Annotated in this window: 20 protein-coding genes and 1 other RNA gene; 7 read left to right on the top strand and 14 right to left on the bottom strand. The window is 68.5% G+C overall.

All coding sequences use genetic code 11. The annotated features are described in order from the left end of the window. Window positions 1–4 precede the first annotated feature (4 nt). The 7 genes from rpiA to FHW78_RS18925 form a co-directional block, all read right to left on the bottom strand. Window positions 5–667, bottom strand: a complete 663-nt coding sequence (gene rpiA, locus FHW78_RS18955; RefSeq protein ID WP_183644412.1) for a ribose-5-phosphate isomerase RpiA — start codon at window positions 665–667, stop codon at window positions 5–7. Beyond that, a complete protein-coding gene (locus FHW78_RS18950) occupies window positions 664–1134 on the bottom strand; it encodes an EVE domain-containing protein (RefSeq protein WP_183644409.1) in 471 nt (156 codons plus the stop codon). Before FHW78_RS18950 ends, rpiA begins: the two co-directional genes overlap by 4 nt. Further along, complete coding sequence (locus tag FHW78_RS18945) at window positions 1131–1733, bottom strand: 5-formyltetrahydrofolate cyclo-ligase (RefSeq protein WP_183644406.1); 603 nt, start codon at window positions 1731–1733, stop codon at window positions 1131–1133. The genes FHW78_RS18950 and FHW78_RS18945 overlap by 4 nt, the downstream gene beginning before the upstream one ends. A gap of 343 nt (window positions 1734–2076) precedes the next feature. Further along, a non-coding RNA gene (ssrS, locus tag FHW78_RS18940) (6S RNA) lies at window positions 2077–2263 on the bottom strand. A gap of 89 nt (window positions 2264–2352) precedes the next feature. Continuing rightward, complete coding sequence (locus tag FHW78_RS18935) at window positions 2353–2652, bottom strand: cell division protein ZapA (protein ID WP_141454013.1); 300 nt, start codon at window positions 2650–2652, stop codon at window positions 2353–2355. Then, entirely contained in the window at window positions 2649–2870 is a 222-nt protein-coding gene (locus FHW78_RS18930) for a TIGR02449 family protein (protein WP_183644402.1), read from the bottom strand. Before FHW78_RS18930 ends, FHW78_RS18935 begins: the two co-directional genes overlap by 4 nt. A 59-nt stretch (window positions 2871–2929) precedes the next feature. Next, on the bottom strand, window positions 2930–5188 hold the full coding sequence (locus FHW78_RS18925; protein WP_183644399.1) for a GGDEF domain-containing phosphodiesterase: 2259 nt from the start codon (window positions 5186–5188) through the stop codon (window positions 2930–2932). A gap of 137 nt (window positions 5189–5325) precedes the next feature. Between FHW78_RS18925 and FHW78_RS18920 the strand changes: the two genes are divergently transcribed. Together FHW78_RS18920 and FHW78_RS18915 are read left to right on the top strand one after the other, a co-directional pair. Continuing rightward, complete coding sequence (locus FHW78_RS18920) at window positions 5326–5877, top strand: UPF0149 family protein (protein WP_183644395.1); 552 nt, start codon at window positions 5326–5328, stop codon at window positions 5875–5877. Beyond that, window positions 5877–7199, top strand: a complete 1323-nt coding sequence (locus FHW78_RS18915; protein ID WP_183644392.1) for an aminopeptidase P N-terminal domain-containing protein — start codon at window positions 5877–5879, stop codon at window positions 7197–7199. Before FHW78_RS18920 ends, FHW78_RS18915 begins: the two co-directional genes overlap by 1 nt. Before the next feature lie 109 nt (window positions 7200–7308). Here FHW78_RS18915 and pepQ read toward each other — a convergent pair whose 3' ends face one another. The 7 genes from pepQ to rph all read right to left on the bottom strand — a co-directional run bounded on the left by pepQ (window position 7309) and on the right by rph (window position 14546). Next, complete coding sequence (gene pepQ / locus FHW78_RS18910) at window positions 7309–8649, bottom strand: Xaa-Pro dipeptidase (protein ID WP_183644388.1); 1341 nt, start codon at window positions 8647–8649, stop codon at window positions 7309–7311. Window positions 8650–8717: 68 nt separating this feature from the next. Next, on the bottom strand, window positions 8718–9062 hold the full coding sequence (locus FHW78_RS18905) for a PilZ domain-containing protein (protein WP_183644385.1): 345 nt from the start codon (window positions 9060–9062) through the stop codon (window positions 8718–8720). After that, window positions 9059–11470, bottom strand: coding sequence for a DUF1631 domain-containing protein (locus FHW78_RS18900; RefSeq protein WP_183644382.1), 2412 nt, complete (start codon window positions 11468–11470; stop codon window positions 9059–9061). The genes FHW78_RS18905 and FHW78_RS18900 overlap by 4 nt, the downstream gene beginning before the upstream one ends. A gap of 89 nt (window positions 11471–11559) precedes the next feature. Then, window positions 11560–12714, bottom strand: coding sequence for a radical SAM family heme chaperone HemW (gene hemW, locus FHW78_RS18895; RefSeq protein WP_183644379.1), 1155 nt, complete (start codon window positions 12712–12714; stop codon window positions 11560–11562). A gap of 49 nt (window positions 12715–12763) precedes the next feature. Continuing rightward, a complete protein-coding gene (rdgB, locus tag FHW78_RS18890; protein WP_183644376.1) occupies window positions 12764–13354 on the bottom strand; it encodes an RdgB/HAM1 family non-canonical purine NTP pyrophosphatase in 591 nt (196 codons plus the stop codon). A gap of 32 nt (window positions 13355–13386) precedes the next feature. Beyond that, a complete protein-coding gene (locus FHW78_RS18885; protein WP_183644373.1) occupies window positions 13387–13779 on the bottom strand; it encodes a VOC family protein in 393 nt (130 codons plus the stop codon). A gap of 41 nt (window positions 13780–13820) precedes the next feature. Further along, window positions 13821–14546: a ribonuclease PH gene (gene rph / locus FHW78_RS18880; RefSeq protein WP_183644369.1), complete on the bottom strand. Its 726-nt coding sequence runs from the start codon at window positions 14544–14546 to the stop codon at window positions 13821–13823. Between the two features lie 117 nt (window positions 14547–14663). Here rph and FHW78_RS18875 point away from each other — a divergent pair, with 117 nt between their 5' ends. The 5 genes from FHW78_RS18875 to FHW78_RS18855 all read left to right on the top strand — a co-directional run bounded on the left by FHW78_RS18875 (window position 14664) and on the right by FHW78_RS18855 (window position 19431). Then, window positions 14664–15524 (top strand): YicC/YloC family endoribonuclease, encoded by an 861-nt coding sequence (locus tag FHW78_RS18875; protein ID WP_183644366.1) that lies wholly within the window; start codon window positions 14664–14666, stop codon window positions 15522–15524. Continuing rightward, window positions 15521–16141, top strand: a complete 621-nt coding sequence (gene gmk / locus FHW78_RS18870) for a guanylate kinase (RefSeq protein WP_183644363.1) — start codon at window positions 15521–15523, stop codon at window positions 16139–16141. The genes FHW78_RS18875 and gmk overlap by 4 nt, the downstream gene beginning before the upstream one ends. 123 nt (window positions 16142–16264) lie before the next feature. Next, complete coding sequence (rpoZ, locus tag FHW78_RS18865; RefSeq protein ID WP_183644360.1) at window positions 16265–16564, top strand: DNA-directed RNA polymerase subunit omega; 300 nt, start codon at window positions 16265–16267, stop codon at window positions 16562–16564. 127 nt (window positions 16565–16691) lie between these two features. Further along, window positions 16692–18863 (top strand): bifunctional (p)ppGpp synthetase/guanosine-3',5'-bis(diphosphate) 3'-pyrophosphohydrolase, encoded by a 2172-nt coding sequence (locus FHW78_RS18860; RefSeq protein ID WP_183644357.1) that lies wholly within the window; start codon window positions 16692–16694, stop codon window positions 18861–18863. 184 nt (window positions 18864–19047) lie between these two features. Next, on the top strand, window positions 19048–19431 hold the full coding sequence (locus FHW78_RS18855) for a RidA family protein (protein WP_183644354.1): 384 nt from the start codon (window positions 19048–19050) through the stop codon (window positions 19429–19431). Window positions 19432–19452: the final 21 nt, after the last annotated feature.

The raw sequence follows: 19452 nt of genomic DNA, 5'->3' as shown, positions 1-19452 counted from the left end.
GGGATTACAGCACCTGCGGCGGCTCGCCGCCGATGATCACCACGTCCGCCGGGCGGCGCGCGAACAGGCCGACGCTGACCACGCCCGGGATCTGGTTGAGTTCGCGTTCCAGGCCGACCGGATCGACGATGGACAGGTTGTGCACGTCCAGGATCCAGTTGCCGTTGTCGGTGGTCACGCCGTCGCGCCAGACCGGCTGGCCGCCGGTCATCGCCAGGATCTCGCGCGCCACCAGGCTGCGCGCCATCGGCACGACTTCGACCGGCAGCGGGAACTTGCCCAGCACCGGCACCTGCTTGATCGGGTCGATGATGCAGACGAACTTGCGGCTGGCCTCGGCGATGATCTTCTCGCGGGTCAGCGCCGCGCCACCGCCCTTGATCAGGCGCTTGTGCGGATCGCACTCGTCGGCGCCGTCCACGTACAGGGACAGGGTGCCGGTGGCATTGAGATCCATGACTTCGATGCCATGCCGGCGCAGGCGCTCGGTGCTCTGCTCGGAACTGGACACCGCGCCGGCGATGCGATCCTTGATCCGCGCCAGCGCATCGATGAAGTAGGCCACGGTGGAACCGGTGCCGACGCCGACGATCATGCCGTCCTCGACGAAATCGATGGCCTTTTCGCCGGCCAGGCGCTTGTGTTCGTTCTGCGACACGACGGTCATTCCATGGAGAGGAGGTGTTTCCACTGCGCGGCGGTGACCGGCAGGACGGACAGGCGGTTGCCGCGGGCGATCAGGGCGAAGCCGTCGCCGAGGGCGTCGGCCTGCTGCTTGATCTCGTCCAGCGGGATGGTGCGCTTGAGCTTGCGTTCGAAGGCGACGTCGACCAGCACCCAGCGCGGTTCCTCGGGCTTGCTCTTGGGGTCGTAGTAGTCGCTCTTCCTGTCGAACTGGGTCGGATCCGGATAGGCCGCGCTGGCCACCTTGGCGACGCCGACGATGCCCGGCACCGGGCAGTTGGAGTGGTAGAACAGCACGCCGTCGCCCACCTGCATGCCGTCGCGCATGAAATTGCGCGCCTGGTAGTTGCGCACGCCGTTCCACGGTTCCACGCCCACCTTCCGCAAGTCGTCGATGGAGAAGGCATCCGGCTCGGACTTCATCAACCAGTAGCGCTTGCGTGCGGTCATGCGGGCATTCCGTGGGGGCTGCGGGACGGGAACAGGGTCTGGCTTTCGGTGCAGATGGCATCCACCTGCACATCCCAGGCAGCGGGCGCCAGGGTGTCGATGCGCTGGGCGGAGAAACCCACTCCGACCAACCAGGGCGGCGGGTTCGAGCGCTGGCGGAAAGCGAAACTGCGATCGTACCAGCCGCCTCCCATGCCCAGCCGGTGGCCGTCGCCATCGAAGCCCACCAACGGCATCAGCACCAGCGCCATTTCCGTCGGATCCAGCGCCGAGGCGGGCTCGACGTCGGGCTCGGGAATGCCGAAGCGGTTGGTGACCAGCGCATCGCCGGGACGCCAGGGCGCGAAGCCCAGGGTATTGTCCGCGCGCAACACCGGCAGGCAGTAGACCAGGCCCGCGGGCAGGCGCAACTGCCAGTTGTGCAGGCCGATTTCACCGTCCATGGCCCAGTAGCCGGCGGCATAGCCGGATGCGGGCAGGAAGGGCAGCGCGCGCAGCCGCTCGGCCAGCGCATCGGCGGCGGCGATGCGTTGCGCGGCGGGAATCGCCCGGCGGCGCTGGCGCAGTTCGCGCCGGAGCGCGTCGCGATCTGAACTCATGAGAGCGGGCGGGACGAATCCATGGCCCGGAATTTTAAGCCAAGCGGCCGGTTCCGGGTCGTTTGCCGGACGATACCGTCATCGGGGGAGCGGGACATGCCGTCCGCGCGCGGAGCGGATGCCGCCAGGCCGAGACCGCCAGGACCCGTAAACGCGCGAACGGCGGGTGGTGCGGCGCGGGTGCCACGCGGGCATGACAACACGGGAATGGCAGCAGCGCCGTCAGTCGCGGCCGCGGGAGGACGGTCCGGATACGACGGCTTCGTCGCGAAGCAATCCGGCAGAAGGTGGATGGCAAGACCGGCCGGGTCGCGACTGACGGCGCTGCTGCGCGGGAAAAAATACGTCCTCCGCCATGGCGATGCTCGCGAAACGACCTTGAACCCGGGGTTCAAGTGGGAAGGCTGGATATCCATCGGGCTTCCCGCTGCGAAGGCGGACCTGCACTCCCGGCTACCGTTGCCATCCCGTGGTCGTCATTAAGGGACAAGGCGAATGTTTGCGCGCGCTGTCGTTCACAGCAGAGGACGCGGCGCCAGTATAGCGGCCCGTCGGAAATTGCCTAGTCCGTTCGTCGGCACAATTCAGTCGCGGTTCGCGACACCGCGCGATCACTGCACTAACGCGGTGCGTCGAGTACTTCGTCCAGCCTGCGGTGCAGATCGTCGAGCGCGCGCGAGAATTCGCGATCGCGCGAATGGCGTTCGTCGCGCAATTGTTGCAATTCGTGTGCCAGGTTCAGCGCGGCCAGGACCGCGACCCGGTCCACCGCCGCCATCCGGTTGCTGCCGCGCACTTCGCGCATCTTGCTGTCCAGCAGCTTGGCGGCGGCCATCAGGCTGCTGCGTTCCTCCGGCTCCACGCCGACGGTGTACTCGCGATCGAGGATGTGGATGCTGACCGGCTCGTTGGCGCTCACGTGTGCTGCTCCAGGGACTTCAGGCGGCTGATCATCGCTTCCACCCGCGAGCGGGCCTGTTCGTTCTTGGCCAGCAGTTGCGAACGCTCGCCGACCAGTTGTTCCTGCTGGTGGCGCAGGCTGCGGTTCTCGTCGGCCAGTTGCTGGCAACGATCGGCCAGCGCCTGGATGCGCGTGGAGAGGCGTCGAATCTGTTCCAGCGGGTCGGCGTTGTCCATGGGCGGCACGATAGGGGCGGGGCCGGAGGCCGGTCAAGGGCGTCCGGCGGGCGCCCCGTTCAGGAGACCGCGCGGATGCCCGAACCGGGGTAGTACTCCTGGATGAACTGCAAACACTGTTCCGGTTCCAGCGCCCGCGAAACCCAGTGGCCCTGCACCTCGTCGCAGCCGTGATCGCGCAGGAATTCGAACTGGTCGTAGGTTTCAACGCCCTCGGCGATGACCTTCAGCGCCAGCGAACGGCCCATGGTGATGATGGTGCTGGTGATGGCGGCGTCGTCGCTGTCGTCGGGCAGATCGCCGATGAACTCGCGATCGATCTTCAGGGTGGTCAGCGGCAGACGCTTCAGGTAGGCCAGCGAGGAATAGCCGGTGCCGAAATCGTCGATGGCCAGGGAAATGCCGAGCCGCCGGCAGGCGCGCAGGGTGTCGGCGTTCTGTTCCGGGTTGGCCATGACCACGCTCTCGGTGAGTTCCAGTTCCAGCCGATCGGCGGGAATGCCGGTCTCGGCCAGGATCCGCGCCAGCACCGCCGGCAGGTCGCCGCGCTGCAACTGCATCGCCGAGATGTTGACCGCCACGGTCAGTTCTTCCAGCCCGCGATCGTGCCAGCTGCGCATGATCCGGCAGGATTCGCGCAGGGCCCATGCGCCAATCTCCAGGATCAGGCCGGATTCCTCCGCCAGCGGGATGAACTGCGCCGGCGACACCATGCCGAACTCCGGGCTGTCCCATCGCATCAGCGCTTCCACCGCGGTGATCCGCTGCGGGGTGATCGCCAGCCGCGGCTGGAACACCAGCGACAGCTCGTTGCGCTCCAGCGCGCGCCGCAGCGCGCTGGCGAGGATGGCGCGATGGCGGGTCTTCTCGTCCATCGATTCCGAATACACCTGGTAGGTGTGCCGGCCCATGGCCTTGGCCTGGTACATCGCGGTGTCGGCGTGCTTGAGCAGTTCGGTCGGCACCTGCGCGTGCTGCGGGTACAGGCTGATGCCGATCGAAGGCGACACCGACATTTCCAGGCGTTCGCCGAAGTTCAGCGGAGTGCGGAAGGCTTCGATGATCTGCTGGGCGATCCGCTCGGCGTCCTGCAGCGAGTCGATGTCCTCCAGCACCACCGTGAACTCGTCGCCGCTCAGGCGCGCGACGGTGTGCTGGGCGCCGACGGTCTGCTGCACACGCGAGGCGGCCGCGCGCAGGATGCGGTCGCCGGTGGCATGGCCGAGCGAATCATTGATGTCCTTGAAGCGGTCCAGATCGATGAACAGCACCGCGACGTGACCCTGCTCGCGCCGCGCTCGGACAATCGCGCGCGACAGCCGCTCGGACAGCAGCGAGCGGTTCGGCAGGCTGGTCAGGGTGTCGTAGTTGGCCAGGTAGCGCAGTTCCTGCTCGGCGCGCTTCTGCTCGGTGATGTCGGTCAGCACCTGCACGTACAGCTGGCGTTCGCCGGACGCGTCGGGCACCACGTTGGTCTCGATCCGGCAGAGGATTTCCTCGCCGTCCTTGCGCACCTTCCACACTTCGCCGGACCAGTGGCCGGTATGCAGCAGCTCGGCGTTCATGCGCTCGAAGAACGTCTCGTCGTGCTGGTCGCTGTCCAGCATCCGCGCCGGCCGGTCGAGCACTTCGTCCTCGTTGTAGCCGGTGATGCGGGTGAAGGCGGGATTGATGGTGATGAAGTGGTGCGCCCAGTCCAGCACCGCCACCGCTTCGTTCATGCTGCGCATCACTTCGCCGGCGATGCGGTGTTCGTACTCGGCGTTGCGGCTGAGGGTGATGTCGCGGGCGGTGCCGGCGATGCGGACCGGACGTCCTTCCGGATCGCGCTCGACCACGCGACCGCGCGCGCGCACCCAGATCCAGTTGCCGTTCTGGCCCATGTCCATGCGGTGCTCGGACATGAACAACGGCGCCTTGCCCTGCAGGTGCAGGCGCAGGCGTTCCATCACCAGCGGCATGTCGTCGGGATGGATCGGCGGCACTTCGCCATGGCGGGTGAACACGGTGATGTCGGAGGAATGCAGGGCGGTCTCGTCCGCGCGCATCCGGTACAGCTTGCGCTGGACCAGGTCGTAGTCCCAGAAGTGCTCGCCCGAGGCCCACAGCGCCAGCTTCAGGCGTTCGTCGCGGGTGCGGGTGGACTCGGTGCGCAGGGGTTCCGGCGGCGCGCGCCGGGCATCCAGCCACGGTCGCCAGTAGCGGCGGGTGGCGACCAGCGCGACCCCGGCCAGTACCAGCAGCGCCACCGCCAGCAGCGGCAGGCGCGCCGACAGCGGCCAGCTGGGATGCGTCACGGCGGCGAGTGCGCAGAGCATGAAGTCGCTGGGAGCCGTCCGGAGCCTGGAGACGGGCCAGTGTAGGGGCGGGTGAACAGGCACAACAAGCGGCCCGGGGGCAATTCATTGCTACACTTCGGGATCTGTCCGACTCCGTTCGCGGATTGCGTTAGTCCATGTCTCACCAGCCGTCCGATCTCCCTTCCTACGCCGAAATCGGCGAAGCCTCGCGCCGGGAACACCTGGCCGCCGACCCCGCCGAACTCCACGGCGCGCTGTGTGGCTGGCTCGCCGGCGGCGGCGCGGACGTGGCCGACTGGCCCGCGCGCGCGCTGGCGGATCCGCAGTTGCCGACCCCGCAGCCGGAAAGCGCGCTGGATCGCCTGCGCACGGCCAGCGTGGCGCAACTGGAAGATCGCAGCTTCGCCTTCGAACTGCTGCTGCCCGACGAGACCAGCACCGTGGATCGCGCCGACGCGCTGTTCGCGTGGTGCCGGGGCTTCCTGGGCAGCTTCGGTTTGGCCGCGGGCGCCCATCCGCCGTTGTCGGAAGAGGGTGCCGAGGCGCTGCAGGACCTGGCCCGGCTGGCCCAGGCCAGCCCGGAGGGCGGTGACGACCAGGAAGACGAGGATGCGCTGTCCGAGATCGAGGAATACGTGCGCATCGCGGTGCTGCTGCTGCATGGCGATTGCGTGATGGGGCCGCGTCACCGCAAGCGGCTGAACTGATGAAGGCCGAGACCGGCCTGGCCGCGGCCGAGTTCGCCCGCCGTCGCAGGCAGTTGATGCGGATGGCCGGCAACGACGCCATCCTGGTGCTGCCGGCCGCGCCCGAGCGCGTGCGCAGCCACGACACCCATTACCCCTACCGGCAGGATTCGGATTTCTGGTACCTGTGCGGTTTTCCGGAACCGGAAGCGGTGCTGGTGCTTGTGCCCGGCCGCCGCCATGGCGAAACGCTGCTGTTCTGCCGCGAGCGCGATCCCGAGCGCGAGAGCTGGGACGGCCCGCGCGCGGGGCAGGAAGGCGCGGTCGAGCACTACGGGATGGACGATGCCTATCCGATCGAGGATCTGGACGAAATCCTGCCTGGCCTGCTGGAAGGGCGCTCGCGGGTGTATTACCACTTCGGGCGCGACGCCGATTTCGATCTCAAGCTGATCGGCTGGGTCCGCCACGTACGCGCGCAGGTGCGCCAGGGCGCGCAGCCGCCGCACGAATTCCTCGAACTCGGCCACCTGTTGCACGACCTGCGCCTGTTCAAGTCGAAGGAAGAACTCAAGCTGATGCAGCGGGCCGCCGACATCAGCATCGAGGCGCACCGCGCGGCGATGCGCACGGTCCGGCCCGGCATCCACGAATACGAGCTGCAGGCGGACGTGGAGCGGGTGTTCCGCGCCAACGACGCCTGGCCGGCCTACGGCAGCATCGTCGGCGCCGGCGCCAATGCCTGCGTGCTGCACTATCGCGCCAACAACGGCGTCGCCCGGGACGGTGATCTGGTCCTGATCGACGCCGGCGCGGAGTTCCGCGGCTACGCCAGCGACATCACCCGCACTTTCCCGGTCAACGGTCGCTTCAGTCCGGCGCAGCGCGCGCTGCACGACCTGGTCGGGCAGGCCCAGCAGGCCGCGCTGGCGCAGGCGCAGCCGGGAGTGCCGTACGAAGCCGGCCACCTCGCCGCGGTCGAAGTGCTGACCGAGGGCCTGCTGCGGCTGGGCCTGCTGAAGGGATCGCTGGAGCGCAATATCGCCGAGGGCCACTACCGCCGCTTCTACCGGCACAAGACCGGCCACTGGCTGGGCCTGGACGTGCACGACGTCGGCGACTACCGCATCGAAGGCGAATCGCGGCTGCTGGAACCGGGCATGGTCTTCACCATCGAACCGGGTCTGTACGTATCGCCGGACGACACCAGTGTCGCCGAGAAGTGGCGCGGCATCGGCATCCGCACGGAAGACGACGTGGTCATCACCGCCGACGGCCACCGTGTGCTGACCGATGGCCTGGCACGCAGCGCCGAGGAAATCGAAGCGGCGATGGCCGGCTGAAACCCGTCCAGACCTCACCTGTGGTGTGGGAGCGACGTAAGTCGCGAATCCTTACCCGGAGGCAGGAAAAGCATCGCGACTTACGTCGCTCCCACAGGGGGAAAGGTCATCAATCCGCCGCGAAGGCCGGGCGGGTCAGATTGAGAGGGGCGCCGTCGGTGCACAGGACTTCATCCTCGATGCGAATGCCGCCGTAGGGACGGAACGCATCCACACGCGCCCAGTCGATGCTGTCTGCGTGGCCGTTCTTCTTCGCCTCGTCCAGCAGCATGTCGATGAAGTAGATGCCCGGCTCGATGGTCACCACCATGCCCGGTTCCAGCACCCGGGTCATGCGCAGGTAGGGATGGCCTTCCGGACGCGGGATGCGGCCGCCGCGATCGCTTTCGGCAAAACCGGCCACATCGTGTACCTGCAGGCCGATCGGATGGCCCAGGCCGTGCGGGAAGAACGCGAAGCTGACGCCGCTGGCCAGCGCCGCCTCCGGCGACACCTTCAGCACGCCGAAATCCTTGAGGATGCCCATCAGGCGCAGGTGCGCGTCCAGGTGCAGCTGCTTGTAGTCCACGCCCGCGCGCACCGCCTGGCCCAGCGCGACCTGCACCTGGTCGACCGCGTCGATCAGGGCCTGGAATTCGCCGGCGGAATCGGCTGCGTAGGTGCGGGTGATGTCGCTGGCGTAACCGTGGAAGCTGGCGCCGGCGTCGATGAGGAAGCTGCGCGGGGCGGCGGGCGCCTGGCGATCCAGTTCCATGTAGTGCAGCACCGCGCCATGTTCGTTGAGCGCCACGATGTTGCCGTACGGCAGTTCGGCGGGATCCTGGCCGACCGCGGCGCAGTAGGCCATGTGGATGGCGAATTCGCTCCTGCCCTCGCGGAACGCCGCTTCCGCCGCGCGATGCCCGCGCACCGCCAACCGCTGCGCCTCGCGCATCAGCGCGATTTCGTAAGCGGACTTGTACGAACGCTGGTACTCCAGGTAGTTGACCACCGCTTCCGGATTGTTGGGTTGGTAATCGCCCAGCGCGCTCTGCGGTTCGCCGAGGATGGCGCAGCGCGCCGCCGGGCCGGGCAGCAGCGCCAGCGCGTCGGCGGGCTTGCGGATGATCTGGATGTCGAAATGATCCACCCACCAGCCAGTCGGCGCGGCGGGTACCACGTGCCAGTAGTCGAAGGGCTGGTGGTAGATCACCTTCGGGCGCTGGCCGGGCGTGTACACCAGCCAGCTGTCTGGCACCCGCGTCAGCGGCAGCCAGGCCTTGAACTGCGGGTTGACCGCGTACGGATAGTCGCGATCGTCGAACACCTGGTAGTGCAGGCCGCCACTGGGCACGACCAGGTGATCGAAACCGCCACGCGCCAGCGCTTCCTCCGCGCGCCGCTTCATCAACGCCAGGTGTTCGGCGTACAGCGGGACGAGTTCGGTGGCCTGGGGGGCGGAGGCGTTCATGGCGGCGGCTCTTGCGGGCGAAACCCGCATTTTGCCGCATCCGCGCCCGCCTTTCCCGTGACGTTCGCTCAGGCCGTGCCGGGCGCGTTCACCCACGCGCGCAGGGTTTCCAGCGAAGCCGGTTCGATGGTCAGGAACCGCAGGCCGGCGAAACCCTGTCCGGGCGTGTTGGCCTCGGCCATCCAGAGTACGTGCGCGCCGACATCGATCGGCACTTCGCGACCGCCGCCCAGGCGAAGATGGAAACGCAGCTGGTAGATCGCGTCCTCCACCACCGGCGCGCTGGCGAGCAGCAGCATGCCCGACTCGGACACATTGCCCAGGCGGCCGACCAGCTGGTCGGTGAAGGTATCCATCACCGCAACCGGCTCGGGCACGTTGCGGCGGCGGGCACGGCGGAATTCCTGGATCATGCGCCGTTTCCTCCGATGTCCGCGGCCTTGCCCATTCCAGTGAGGCTGCGCAGCGCGCGCAGCGTGGCGTTCCAGGCGCGATCGATCAACCGGCCCTTGTCTTCGGTCACGACCTGCGCCTGGCCCTGGGCCATCAGCCGGGCCAGGCTGTCCAGCGTGTGCTCGCCGGTGCGCTGGCCGCGCTGGTTGACGAACAGCGCGTGGCCGGTGACCGGGCTGAACCATGACAGCCGCTGGCGCTGCACGTCGCCCTGCTGGTTGAGGGTGAATTCGAACCAGGTGCCGTAGGGCAGCGAGCGGAGCAGGTCGTAGCACTCCTGTTCCCGGGGCGAGCGCGGCTGGATCGGTTCGCGCCGGATCATGTTCTGCTCGCCCAGGCGCGCGCGCGCCTTCAGCTTGGCGGTCAGTTCGGTGCGCGAGGTGCCATCGTCCTCGCCGTCGGCGCTGGACAGGCGGCGGGCGATGGCCTGCGCCTCGTCCTCGTGGTAGCCGACCTGCAACAGCGCCTTCTCGATCCGCGCCGGCAATTGCGAGTCCTTGGGCGCGTCCGCCGGCGCGGTGGTGGCGGCGACGATCTGCAGGGTGGTCTGCAGTTGCTCGGTCCACTCGTCCGAGTTTTCGCCCTGGCGCAACTGGGTCAGGGTCAGCACGTCGGCCCAGGCCTGGTTGACCAGCGCCTGGACGAACCGCGGCGGCTGCTGATCGTTGAAGGCGGTCTCGATGGTTTCGCTCGCGCGCTGCTTGGCGATCTCCAGCCGTTCCTTGCCGCGTGCGGCCTCGATGTGCCGGCGCTCGGCCAGTTCGGCCTTGCGCGCCGCGGCTTCCAGGTGCCGCTGCACCTCGGTGTTGGCCTGGGCGAATACCGCTTCGTCGCCCTGGTAGTGCTTGACCACGAAGTCCACCGACTGGTGCAACTGGTGCAGCAGGCGCGGGTCCAGATCATCGTCGGTCTGCCAGGTGGCGCCGGATTCGGCCACCGCGTTGAGCAGTTCGCGGGCAGGGTGTTCCGGACGCAGGAAGAATTCGCGATCGCGCAAGGCGACCTGCGCCAGCGGCACCTGCAGGCGGGTCAGCAGATCGCTGGCCGGCGACTCCGGGCGCACCTCGCGCTCGACTTCGTTGTAAAGCAAGCCCAGCAGTTCGAAGGTGTCCGAGTCCGGCGCGGCCAGGGCGGCCTGGGCGCCATGCTGTTGGCGCATCCGCGCGACCAGCGCCTGCTGGATGTCCTTCAGGCTCCGCTTGGGCTGGCCCTCGATGCGTGGCGCGGCCGTGCCCTGCAGGGCCTGCAGCGCGGACAGCACTTCCGGGGTCGGCACCAGCTTGCGGGTGCCGTCGGCGGTCGCGGCCGCCGGCATGGCCGGGCCGGCGGTATTTCCCGCCGGCACGCCGGCGCCGCCGGTTTCCGCTCCGGCGAAGCGGGTGGCGGCCGGCTCGCTGAAGCGCGCGGTCGCCTGTCGCCGGACCGCCAGCAGTTGCTGCAGGAGTTCGAAACTGGGGCCGTCGCCGGCCGCTCCCCGGCTGCCCGGGACATCCGGAAGCGGCGGCGGGGTGGCGCCGGGCGCGGGCGTGGGGATGGTCCAGGCCGATGGCGTGGACGGGCCGTGCCAGCCGGTGAGCGGCCTGTTCGCGTCGGCGCGCCCGGCGGCGCGGGCCGCATCGGCGCCGGCGCGCGCGGGCGAGGCCGCATCCACCGCCCGGGTACGCCGGGGCAGGTAGATCAGGCCGGGCAGCACGCCTTCCTGCGACAGGTACTGGTTCAGTGTTTCCGCCCACTCCTGATAGTTGGCCATCACCTTGTGGTCGAAGGTGCGATAGAGGAGCAGGCGCTCCTCCAGGTCCAGCTCCAGGGTGCGCGCGGCCAGCTTGAGCATCCGGCACAGGCCCTGCGGTCCAATCGGCAGGCGTTCGTTGTCGAAAGCGGGCGCGCCGCCGAGGGCGCCAAAGCGCTGGCCCAGCAGCAGCAGGGATTGGGAGGCGCGGGCCTCGTGCCGGCGGGCGATGTCGCTGAGGACGATTTCCTCGTCCATCGCGGCGTCTTCCACCAGGGTCAGGGTGCGGAACTCGATGCCGGAGGGTGCCGTCGCGCGGGTGCGCGAGGGCGGCGTGCGGACAGCGGCCAGCTCGGCTTCCAGCGCGAACATGAAGTGCGGGACGAACTCGCCGCGGTTGCGCTGGAACGCGCGCAGGTTGCTGAAGAATTCAGCCTGGCGGTTGTCGCTGCGGGCCTGTTCGGCCTGCTTGAACAAGGCCTGCTCGTACTCCGGCAGCATCGCGTTGAGCGACTGGATGATGTCGCTGGAGATGTGATCGAAGAAGCCGCGGAGAAGCTTGCGCACACGCGGCGGCAGCGGTGCGCCGGCGAGGCTGCCTGCGGCGGCGCTGGGCGGTGGTGGTGGTATCGCGGTCACGGCGTGGTGGATCTCCCCTGAGGCGACAATTATCACAACATTTTGGAATCGTGACCGCCCCGGCGTGGGGGAGGGGTGATGGCGGGCCGTCAATCGGCCAGGAAGGCCGACACGACGTCGTTGGTGAAGCGCCTGCCCAGTTCGGTCGGGATGAACCGGTCCCCTTCGCGCCGCAGCCACCCGGCGGCCACGACCCGCGCCAGCGGCGCTTCCATGGCGGCCAGCGGAAGCCCGGTGCCATGTTCGAAATCGGCCACGCGGAATCCCTCGTGCAGGCGCAACAGGTTCAGCATGTACTCGAACGGACGCTGTTCCGGCGCGATGCGATCGTCGCCGCCCAGCGCCTGCGCGGTCCCGGCCGCGGCCAGGTAGGCGGTGGGATGCTTGACCTTCCAGCGGCGCAGGATCGCCTGCTCCGCGCCCAGGCTGATCTTGCCGTGCGCGCCGGCGCCGATGCCCAGGTAGTCGCCGAAGCGCCAGTAGTTCAGGTTGTGCGCGCACTGCCGGCCCTCGCGGGCATAGGCGCTGATCTCGTAGTGGCCGAACCCGGCTCCGGCCAGTAGCGCCTGGCAATGGGCCTGCATCTCCCAGGCGCCATCGTCGTCGGGAATGCCCTGCGGCGGCCGGGCGAAGAAGACCGTGTTCGGTTCCAGGGTGAGCTGGTAGTGGGAGATGTGCGCCGGTTGCAGGGCGAAGGCGCGTTCCAGATCGCGCTCGGCCATCGCCAGGGTCTGGCCGGGCAGGGCGTACATCAGGTCCAGGTTGAAGTTGTCGAAACCCGCGTCCTGCGCCAGCTTCACCGCCGCTTCGGCCTCGCCGCTGTCGTGGATGCGGCCGAGCCGCTGCAGGCAGCCATCATCGAAACTCTGGATGCCGAAGCTGATGCGGTTGACCCCGGCGGCCAGGTAGCGGTCGAAGCGGCCGTGCTCGGCGGTGCCCGGATTGGTTTCCAGGGTGACTTCCAGGCCCGGCGCGAATCGCAGCCGCGCCGCGGCGGCCTGCAGGAAGCGGTCGATGGCCTCCGGCGGGAAAAGGCTGGGCGTGCCGCCGCCGAAGAACACCGAATGCACGGTGCGGCCCCAGACCAGCGGCAGGTCGAAATCCAGATCCCGGATCAGCGCGTCGACGTAGTCGTCGAACGGCAGCGGTCCCTTGCCCTGGTGCGAGTTGAAGTCGCAGTAGGGGCATTTGCGGACGCACCAGGGCAGGTGCACATACAGCGACAGCGGCGGCGGGATCAGCATGGCCGGCACATTGTCGCATCCCGCCGCCGGCGGGATGCCGGTTTTGCGATCAGGCGCGGGCCAGGCGCTCGCGCAGCGCGGCCAGGGCGCGGCCGCGGTGGCTGATGCGGTTCTTCAGCGCCACTTCCAGTTCCGCCGCCGAGCGGCCCAGCTGCGGATCCAGGAACACCGGGTCGTAGCCGTGGCCGCCGGTGCCGCGGCGCTCGTGCAGGATGCGCCCGCGCCATTCGCCTTCCACGATCAGCGGCTGCGGATCGTCGGCATGGTGCAGCAGCACCAGCACGCAGTAGAAATGCGCGTCGCGCTGCGCGTCGGGAACGTCCCTGAGCGCGTCCAGCAGCTTGTCGATGTTGCGGCCAGCGTTGCCGTGCTCGCCGGCATAGCGGGCCGAATACAGGCCGGGCGCGCCATTGAGGGCATCGACGCAGATGCCGGAATCGTCGGCCAGCGCCGGCAAGCCGGTCAGGCGGGAAGCGTGGCGCGCCTTGATCAGCGCGTTCTCGACGAAGGTGGTGGCGGTTTCGTCGGCGTCGGTGACGCCGAGATCGGATTGGGCGATCAGCTCGATGTCGGTATCGGCCAGCAGGTGGCGCAGTTCCTCGAGCTTGCCGGCGTTGGAGGAGGCGAGTACCAGTTTCACGGGTGGGGATCCGTCAGGGGGATTCGGGGGGATCAGGATTTGAGCTGCAGCAGGTCCCAGCGGTTGCCGTAGAGATCGCGGAACACCGCGACCGTTCCATAGCTTTCCTCGCGCGGGGTTTCCAGGAATTCCACGCCTTGCGCCAGCATCCGCGCATGGTCGCGATGGAAGTCGTCGGTCTCCAGGAAGAAACCGACCCGTCCACCGGTCTGGTCGCCGATGCGCGCGCGCTGGGCGTCGTTGCCGGCAACGGCCAGCAGCAGGCAGGTTTCCCGCGAGCCGGGCGGAGCGACCCGCACCCAGCGCTTGCCGCCGCCCTGGTCGGTGTCCTCGCGCAGCTCGAAGCCCAGCGCGCCGGTGTAATGGGCGATGGCCCGGTCGTAGTCGTCGACCACGACGGTGATCAGGCTGAGCGTCTGGCGCATCGGATTGAACCGGTGGAGGGAGGGAATGCTTGCGCGGGGCGTCAGCCCGCCAGTGCCGCGCGCTGGGCCGCGAACAGCTCGGCGGTGCCCTTCCCGCCCAGCGCCAGCAGCGCGTCCAGTTCGTCGCGGCGGAAGGCGTGTCCTTCGGCGGTGCCCTGCAACTCGATGAAGCCGCCGCCATCGTTCATGACGATGTTCATGTCGGTGTCGCAGTCGCTGTCCTCGGCGTAATCCAGGTCCAGCACCGGTGCGCCTCGGTAGATGCCCACCGAGACCGCGGCGACCGCGCCGAGCAGCACGTCGCGCTTGATTTCATTGCGCTGGCGCAGCCAGCCGATCGCATCGGCCAGCGCCACGTAGGCGCCGGTGATGGCGGCGGTGCGGGTGCCGCCGTCGGCCTGGATCACGTCGCAGTCCAGGGTGATGGTGCGTTCGCCCAGCGCGGCGCGATCCACGCAGGCGCGCAGCGCGCGGCCAATCAGGCGCTGGATTTCCAGCGTGCGACCGCCCTGCTTGCCGCGCGAGGCTTCGCGATCGCCACGGGTATGGGTGGCGCGCGGCAGCATGCCGTATTCGGCGGTGACCCAGCCCTCGCCCTTGCCGCGCAGGAACGAGGGCACCTTGTTCTCGACGCTGGCGGTGCACAGCACCCGGGTCTCGCCGAAGCGGATCAGCACCGAGCCTTCGGCGTGGCGCGTGTAGCCGCGCTCGATGCGGACCTCGCGCATCTGATCGGGAAGGCGGCCGCTGGGACGAAGGACGGACATGCAGGGAACTCGACTGGAGGAAGGAGCGGATGACCGCGTGGGCCGGACGGCCCGCCGATTCGGCCGACCGGGGCGCGCTAGGGTACCATTCGCGCTTTCGATCCGACCGGGTTTCCCATGATCCGCAGCATGACCGCCTTCGCCGCCGTCGAACGCGCCACTTCCGGTGGCACGCTGACCGGCGAACTGCGCGCGGTCAACCATCGTTTCCTGGAGCTGGGCACGCGCCTGCCCGAGGAACTGCGCGCGCTGGAACCGGCGCTGCGCGAACGCGTGTCCGCGCGGGTGTCGCGCGGCAAGCTGGACTTCACCCTGCGCCTGCGCGCGCCGGAGGGCGAGGGCGCGCTGCAGATCAATCCCGCGCTGGTCGCCCAGCTGTCCGAGCTGGCGCTGGACCTGCATGCGCGGTTCCCGGCCCTGCGCACGGAGTTCACCGATCTGCTGCAGTTCCCCGGCGTGGTGCAGAGCAAGGCGGTGGATCAGGCGATCCTGCAGGCCGAGGCGCTGGCGCTGGTGGACGCGGTGGTCGAGCAGTTCGTCGTCGCCCGCGAACGCGAGGGACAGAAGCTGGTCGCCGCCATCCTGGAGCGCGTCGACGCGATCGCCGCCCGCGCCGCCGACGTGCGCGAACTGTTGCCGATCATCCGCGCCGGCCAGCGGCAGAAGCTGGAAGCGCGGCTGGCCGAGCTGTCCCAGCCCGCCGATCCCGGCCGGCTGGAGCAGGAACTGGTGCTGTGGCTGCAGAAGCTGGACGTGGACGAGGAACTGGACCGGCTAGACAGCCACGTCAAGGAAATCCGCCGCGTCCTCAAGCAGGCCGAGCCGGTCGGCCGCCGGCTGGATTTCCTGTTGCAGGAATTCAACCGCGAGGCCAACACGCTGGGTTCGAAGTCGGTGGACACGCGCACCACCAACCTGGCGGTGGAACTGAAGGTCCTGATCGACCAGATCCGCGAACAAGTGCAGAACATCGAATGAGCCGCCGCGGCACCCTCTACATCGTTGCCGCGCCCTCGGGCGCCGGCAAGAGCAGCATCGTCAACGCCGTGCTGGCGCGGGATCCGGAAATCGCCCTGTCGATTTCCTTCACCTCGCGCGCGCCGCGTCCGGGCGAGCGCCACGCCCAGCATTACCACTTCATCAACGCCGACGAGTTCCAGGCGATGATCCGCGCCGGCGACTTCTTCGAATACGCGCTGGTCCACGGCGACTGGAAGGGCACCGCCCGGCAGTCGGTGGAACCGCAGCTGTGCGCCGGCAAGGACGTGCTGCTGGAAATCGACTGGCAGGGCGCGCGCCAGGTGCGCGAGAAGGTGCCCGACGCGGTCAGCGTGTTCATCCTGCCGCCTTCGCGCGATGCGCTGGAACAGCGCATGCGCGCACGCGGCCAGGACAGCGAGGAGGTCATCCAGCGCCGGCTGGCGGCGGCACGCGAGGAGATGTCGCACTACGACGAGTTCGACTACGTGATCGTCAACGACGTGTTCGACACCGCTTGCGACCAGATGCATGCCATCTTCACCGCCAGCCGCCTGCGCCGGGAAGCCCAGCAGCAGCGGCACGAGGCGCTGATCGGGGCGCTGCTGGCCGAGTAGGGGCCGCGTGGGCTGCTAACTGACTGATTTGTAAAGAAACGGTTGCCTCGGGCCAGCCGAGGCCGTACAATCGCCGCCCCTTTCCCTATTCATCGCGCGACCCCCGGGTCGCCGGGAGCCCGCATGGCCCGCATCACCGTCGAAGATTGCCTGGAAGTCGTCAACAACCGTTTCGAACTGGTCACGATGGCCGCCAAGCGCGCCCGCCAGCTCGCCAATGGCGTCGAGTCCACCATCGACAACAGCGAAACCGCCGACAAGCCCACCGTGCTGGCGCTGCGTGAAATCGCCGCCCGCAAGATCGACAACGATCTGATCGATCGCGTCGAGAAGGCCGAGCGCGAGCGCGCCGAGCGCGAAGCGCTGGAATGGGCCGCCGCCGAAGTGGTCGCCGACGACGACATGTCCAAGGGCGACGACTGACGCCGGACGCCGCCCGTCACCCGAGGGGCGGCACCGCCAGGTCACACTTGTCGGAAAGGCCCGCGCGAGCGGGCTTTTCGCGTTTTCCGGGTTTGCCGTACCGCCACGTCTGCACTAGGCTGGCGGCATGAACCCAGGCCGTACCGCCAAGGCGCTCCGCACTCCCGCTTCATCGCGCAACGATGGCGTGCCGGACTATCTCGCCCAATTCGAAAAGACCGCCCGATACCTGCCCAAGGAACAGCTGCCGCTGCTGCGCCGTGCCTGGGAGGTCGGCGCCGCCGCGCATGAAGGCCAGACCCGCAAGTCGGGCGAGCCCTACATCACCCATCCGGTCGCGGTGGCCGGCGTGCTGGCCGAACTGGGCATGGACGCGGAGACCCTGATCGCCGCGATCCTGCACGACACCATCGAGGACACCCCGCTTACCCGCGAGGCCATCGCCGGCGAGTTCGGCGAGTCGGTGGCGGAACTGGTGGACGGCGTCACCAAGCTGGACAAGCTGAAGTTCCGCGACCGCCAGGAGGCCGCGGCCGAGAGTTTCCGCAAGATGCTGCTGGCGATGTCGCGCGATCTGCGCGTCATCATGATCAAGCTGGCCGACCGCCTGCACAACATGCGCACGCTGGGCGCGCAGAGCGCCGAGGCGCGCCAGCGCATCGCCCGCGAGACCCTGGAAATCTACGCGCCCATCGCCCAGCGGCTGGGCATGAACCTGGTCAAGTCGGAGCTGCAGGATCTCGGCTTCCGCGCGCTGCATCCGTGGCGGCACGCGGTGATCGACAAGCACATCCGCAGCCAGCCGGTCATGCGCCGCGAGTCGATGGCGCAGATCGAGGCGCATTTGTCCCAGCGACTTACCAAGGAGGGCATCGAACATCGCCTGGTGAGCCGCATCAAGACCCCGTGGAGCATCTACAACAAGATGCGCGCGGAGGGCAAAAGCTTCGACCAGGTGATGGATGTCTTCGGCTTCCGCGTGGTAGTCGATTCGGTGCCTTCCTGCTACCACGCCCTCGGCGCGGTGCACGCGCAGTACAAGCCGCTGGACGGTCGCTTCCGCGACTTCATCGCCATTCCCAAGGCCAACGGCTACCAGTCGCTGCACACGGTGCTGTTCGGCCCCTACGGTTCGCCGATCGAGGTGCAGATCCGCACCCAGGAGATGGATCTCATCGCCGAGCGCGGCATCGCCGCGCACTGGACCTACAAGTTCGGTACCGATTCGCCCAACAGCGCGCAGAACCGCGCGCACGCCTGGATCAGCGAACTGATCGACAACCAGCGCGCCGCCGGCTCGTCGCTGGAGTTCCTGGAGAACGTCAAGGTCGATCTGTTCCCGGACGAGGTCTACCTGTTCACGCCCAAGGGCAAGATCCTGTCCTTGCCGCGCAACTCCACCGCGCTGGACTTCGCCTACGCGGTGCACACCGATGTCGGCAACCAGGCGGTGGCCTCGCGCGTGGACAAGAAGCTGGTGCCGCTGCGCACCAAGCTGGCCAGCGGCCAGAGCGTGGAGATCATCACCGCCAAGTCCGCCGCGCCCAAGCCGCAGTGGCTGGAGTTCGTGGTCACCAGCAAGGCCCGCACCGCGATCCGCCACCAGCTCAAGCAACTGGAGCATGAGGACGCCGTGCAGCTGGGCCACCGCATGCTGGATCGCGCGCTGGAGGAACTGGACAGTTCGCTGGAGCGGTTGCCGCAACAGCGGCTGGACACCTTCCTGGCCGAGCACCGCTATCCGCGCCTGGAAGCCTTCCTGGCCGACATCGCGCTCGGCAACTGGATGCCGGGACAGGCCGCGCAGGCACTGACCGCGCACGCCGAACTGCGTGCCGGCGCGCACTCGCGCCACTCGCAGGAAAAGATCCTGATCAAGGGCACCGAGCGCGGCGTGGTCAGCTTCGCCAACTGCTGCCAGCCGATTCCCGGCGACGAGATCATGGGCTACCACACCGCCGGCAAGGGCATCGTGGTGCACCGGATGGACTGTCCCAACGTCACCGAATTCCGCAAGTCACCCGAGCGCTGGGTGCCGATCGCCTGGGACGCCAACGTCACTGGCGACTACGACGCCTCGCTGCTGATCGACGTTGAAAACCGTCCGGGCGTCCTGGCCCAGGTCGCCGCCGCGGTGGCCAAGAGCCAGTCCAACATCGAGCGGGTGGAATACCTGGAGCGCGACATCAACGTGGCGGTGCTGCGCTTCTCCATCCAGGTGCGCGACCGCAACCACCTGGCCGAAGTGATGCGTCGCCTGCGCCGCCTCAACGTCGTCCACGGCGTCCGCCGCCAGTAGAGCGGATCTCGCTCCGCTGCCTTTCCGGTGCCCGGATTTCGCCCTGTGGGAGCGACGTGAGTCGCGATTGCGGTCGCCCGGTACATCCCGTCGCGACTCACGTCGCTCCCACAAGGGGATGGCGTGTACCGTGCCGGATTGCTGCCTCGGTTAAAATCCCCGCCTTTCCCGTCAGGAGCGCCCCATGAGCAAGCAGATCATCCACACGGAACAGGCGCCCGCCGCCATCGGCCCGTATTCGCAGGCGGTGCGCGCCGGCAACACCGTGTATTTCTCCGGGCAGATTCCGCTGGATCCGGCCACCGGCAACCTGGTCGAGGGCGACATCGAGGCGCAGGCGCGCCGCGCGTTCGATAATCTCAAGGCGGTGGCCGAGGCGGCCGGCGGTTCGCTGGGCGACGTCGTCCGCCTGGGCCTGTACCTGACCGACCTGGGCGAGTTCGCCAAGGTCAACGCGGTGATGCAGGACTACTTCCAGGCGCCGTTTCCGGCGCGCTCCACCATTGAGGTGGCCGGCCTGCCCAAGGGCGCGGCGTTCGAGGTTGACGCGGTGATGGTGGTCGGCTGACCGCCCGCCGTTGACCCCGGC

Origin of the sequence: Pseudoxanthomonas sp. OG2, from assembly GCF_014192765.1 — a bacterium.
GTDB classification, from domain to species: domain Bacteria; phylum Pseudomonadota; class Gammaproteobacteria; order Xanthomonadales; family Xanthomonadaceae; genus Pseudoxanthomonas_A; species Pseudoxanthomonas_A beigongshangi.
The sequence above is the reverse complement of the archived record's forward strand: the minus strand, read 5'-3'. Positions and strand labels throughout refer to the sequence as shown.

What these genes read in the sequence shown, in the direction of transcription:
- rpiA (WP_183644412.1), bottom strand. Translation starts at nt 667, where the DNA reads ATGACCGTCGTGTCGCAGAACGAACACAAGCGCCTGGCCGGCGAAAAG.
- FHW78_RS18950 (WP_183644409.1), bottom strand. Translation starts at nt 1,134, where the DNA reads ATGACCGCACGCAAGCGCTACTGGTTGATGAAGTCCGAGCCGGATGCC.
- FHW78_RS18945 (WP_183644406.1), bottom strand. Translation starts at nt 1,733, where the DNA reads ATGAGTTCAGATCGCGACGCGCTCCGGCGCGAACTGCGCCAGCGCCGC.
- FHW78_RS18930 (WP_183644402.1), bottom strand. Translation starts at nt 2,870, where the DNA reads ATGGACAACGCCGACCCGCTGGAACAGATTCGACGCCTCTCCACGCGC.
- FHW78_RS18925 (WP_183644399.1), bottom strand. Translation starts at nt 5,188, where the DNA reads ATGCTCTGCGCACTCGCCGCCGTGACGCATCCCAGCTGGCCGCTGTCG.
- FHW78_RS18920 (WP_183644395.1), top strand. Translation starts at nt 5,326, where the DNA reads ATGTCTCACCAGCCGTCCGATCTCCCTTCCTACGCCGAAATCGGCGAA.
- FHW78_RS18915 (WP_183644392.1), top strand. Translation starts at nt 5,877, where the DNA reads ATGAAGGCCGAGACCGGCCTGGCCGCGGCCGAGTTCGCCCGCCGTCGC.
- pepQ (WP_183644388.1), bottom strand. Translation starts at nt 8,649, where the DNA reads ATGAACGCCTCCGCCCCCCAGGCCACCGAACTCGTCCCGCTGTACGCC.
- FHW78_RS18905 (WP_183644385.1), bottom strand. Translation starts at nt 9,062, where the DNA reads ATGATCCAGGAATTCCGCCGTGCCCGCCGCCGCAACGTGCCCGAGCCG.
- hemW (WP_183644379.1), bottom strand. Translation starts at nt 12,714, where the DNA reads ATGCTGATCCCGCCGCCGCTGTCGCTGTATGTGCACCTGCCCTGGTGC.
- FHW78_RS18885 (WP_183644373.1), bottom strand. Translation starts at nt 13,779, where the DNA reads ATGCGCCAGACGCTCAGCCTGATCACCGTCGTGGTCGACGACTACGAC.
- rph (WP_183644369.1), bottom strand. Translation starts at nt 14,546, where the DNA reads ATGTCCGTCCTTCGTCCCAGCGGCCGCCTTCCCGATCAGATGCGCGAG.
- FHW78_RS18875 (WP_183644366.1), top strand. Translation starts at nt 14,664, where the DNA reads ATGATCCGCAGCATGACCGCCTTCGCCGCCGTCGAACGCGCCACTTCC.
- gmk (WP_183644363.1), top strand. Translation starts at nt 15,521, where the DNA reads ATGAGCCGCCGCGGCACCCTCTACATCGTTGCCGCGCCCTCGGGCGCC.
- rpoZ (WP_183644360.1), top strand. Translation starts at nt 16,265, where the DNA reads ATGGCCCGCATCACCGTCGAAGATTGCCTGGAAGTCGTCAACAACCGT.
- FHW78_RS18860 (WP_183644357.1), top strand. Translation starts at nt 16,692, where the DNA reads ATGAACCCAGGCCGTACCGCCAAGGCGCTCCGCACTCCCGCTTCATCG.
- FHW78_RS18855 (WP_183644354.1), top strand. Translation starts at nt 19,048, where the DNA reads ATGAGCAAGCAGATCATCCACACGGAACAGGCGCCCGCCGCCATCGGC.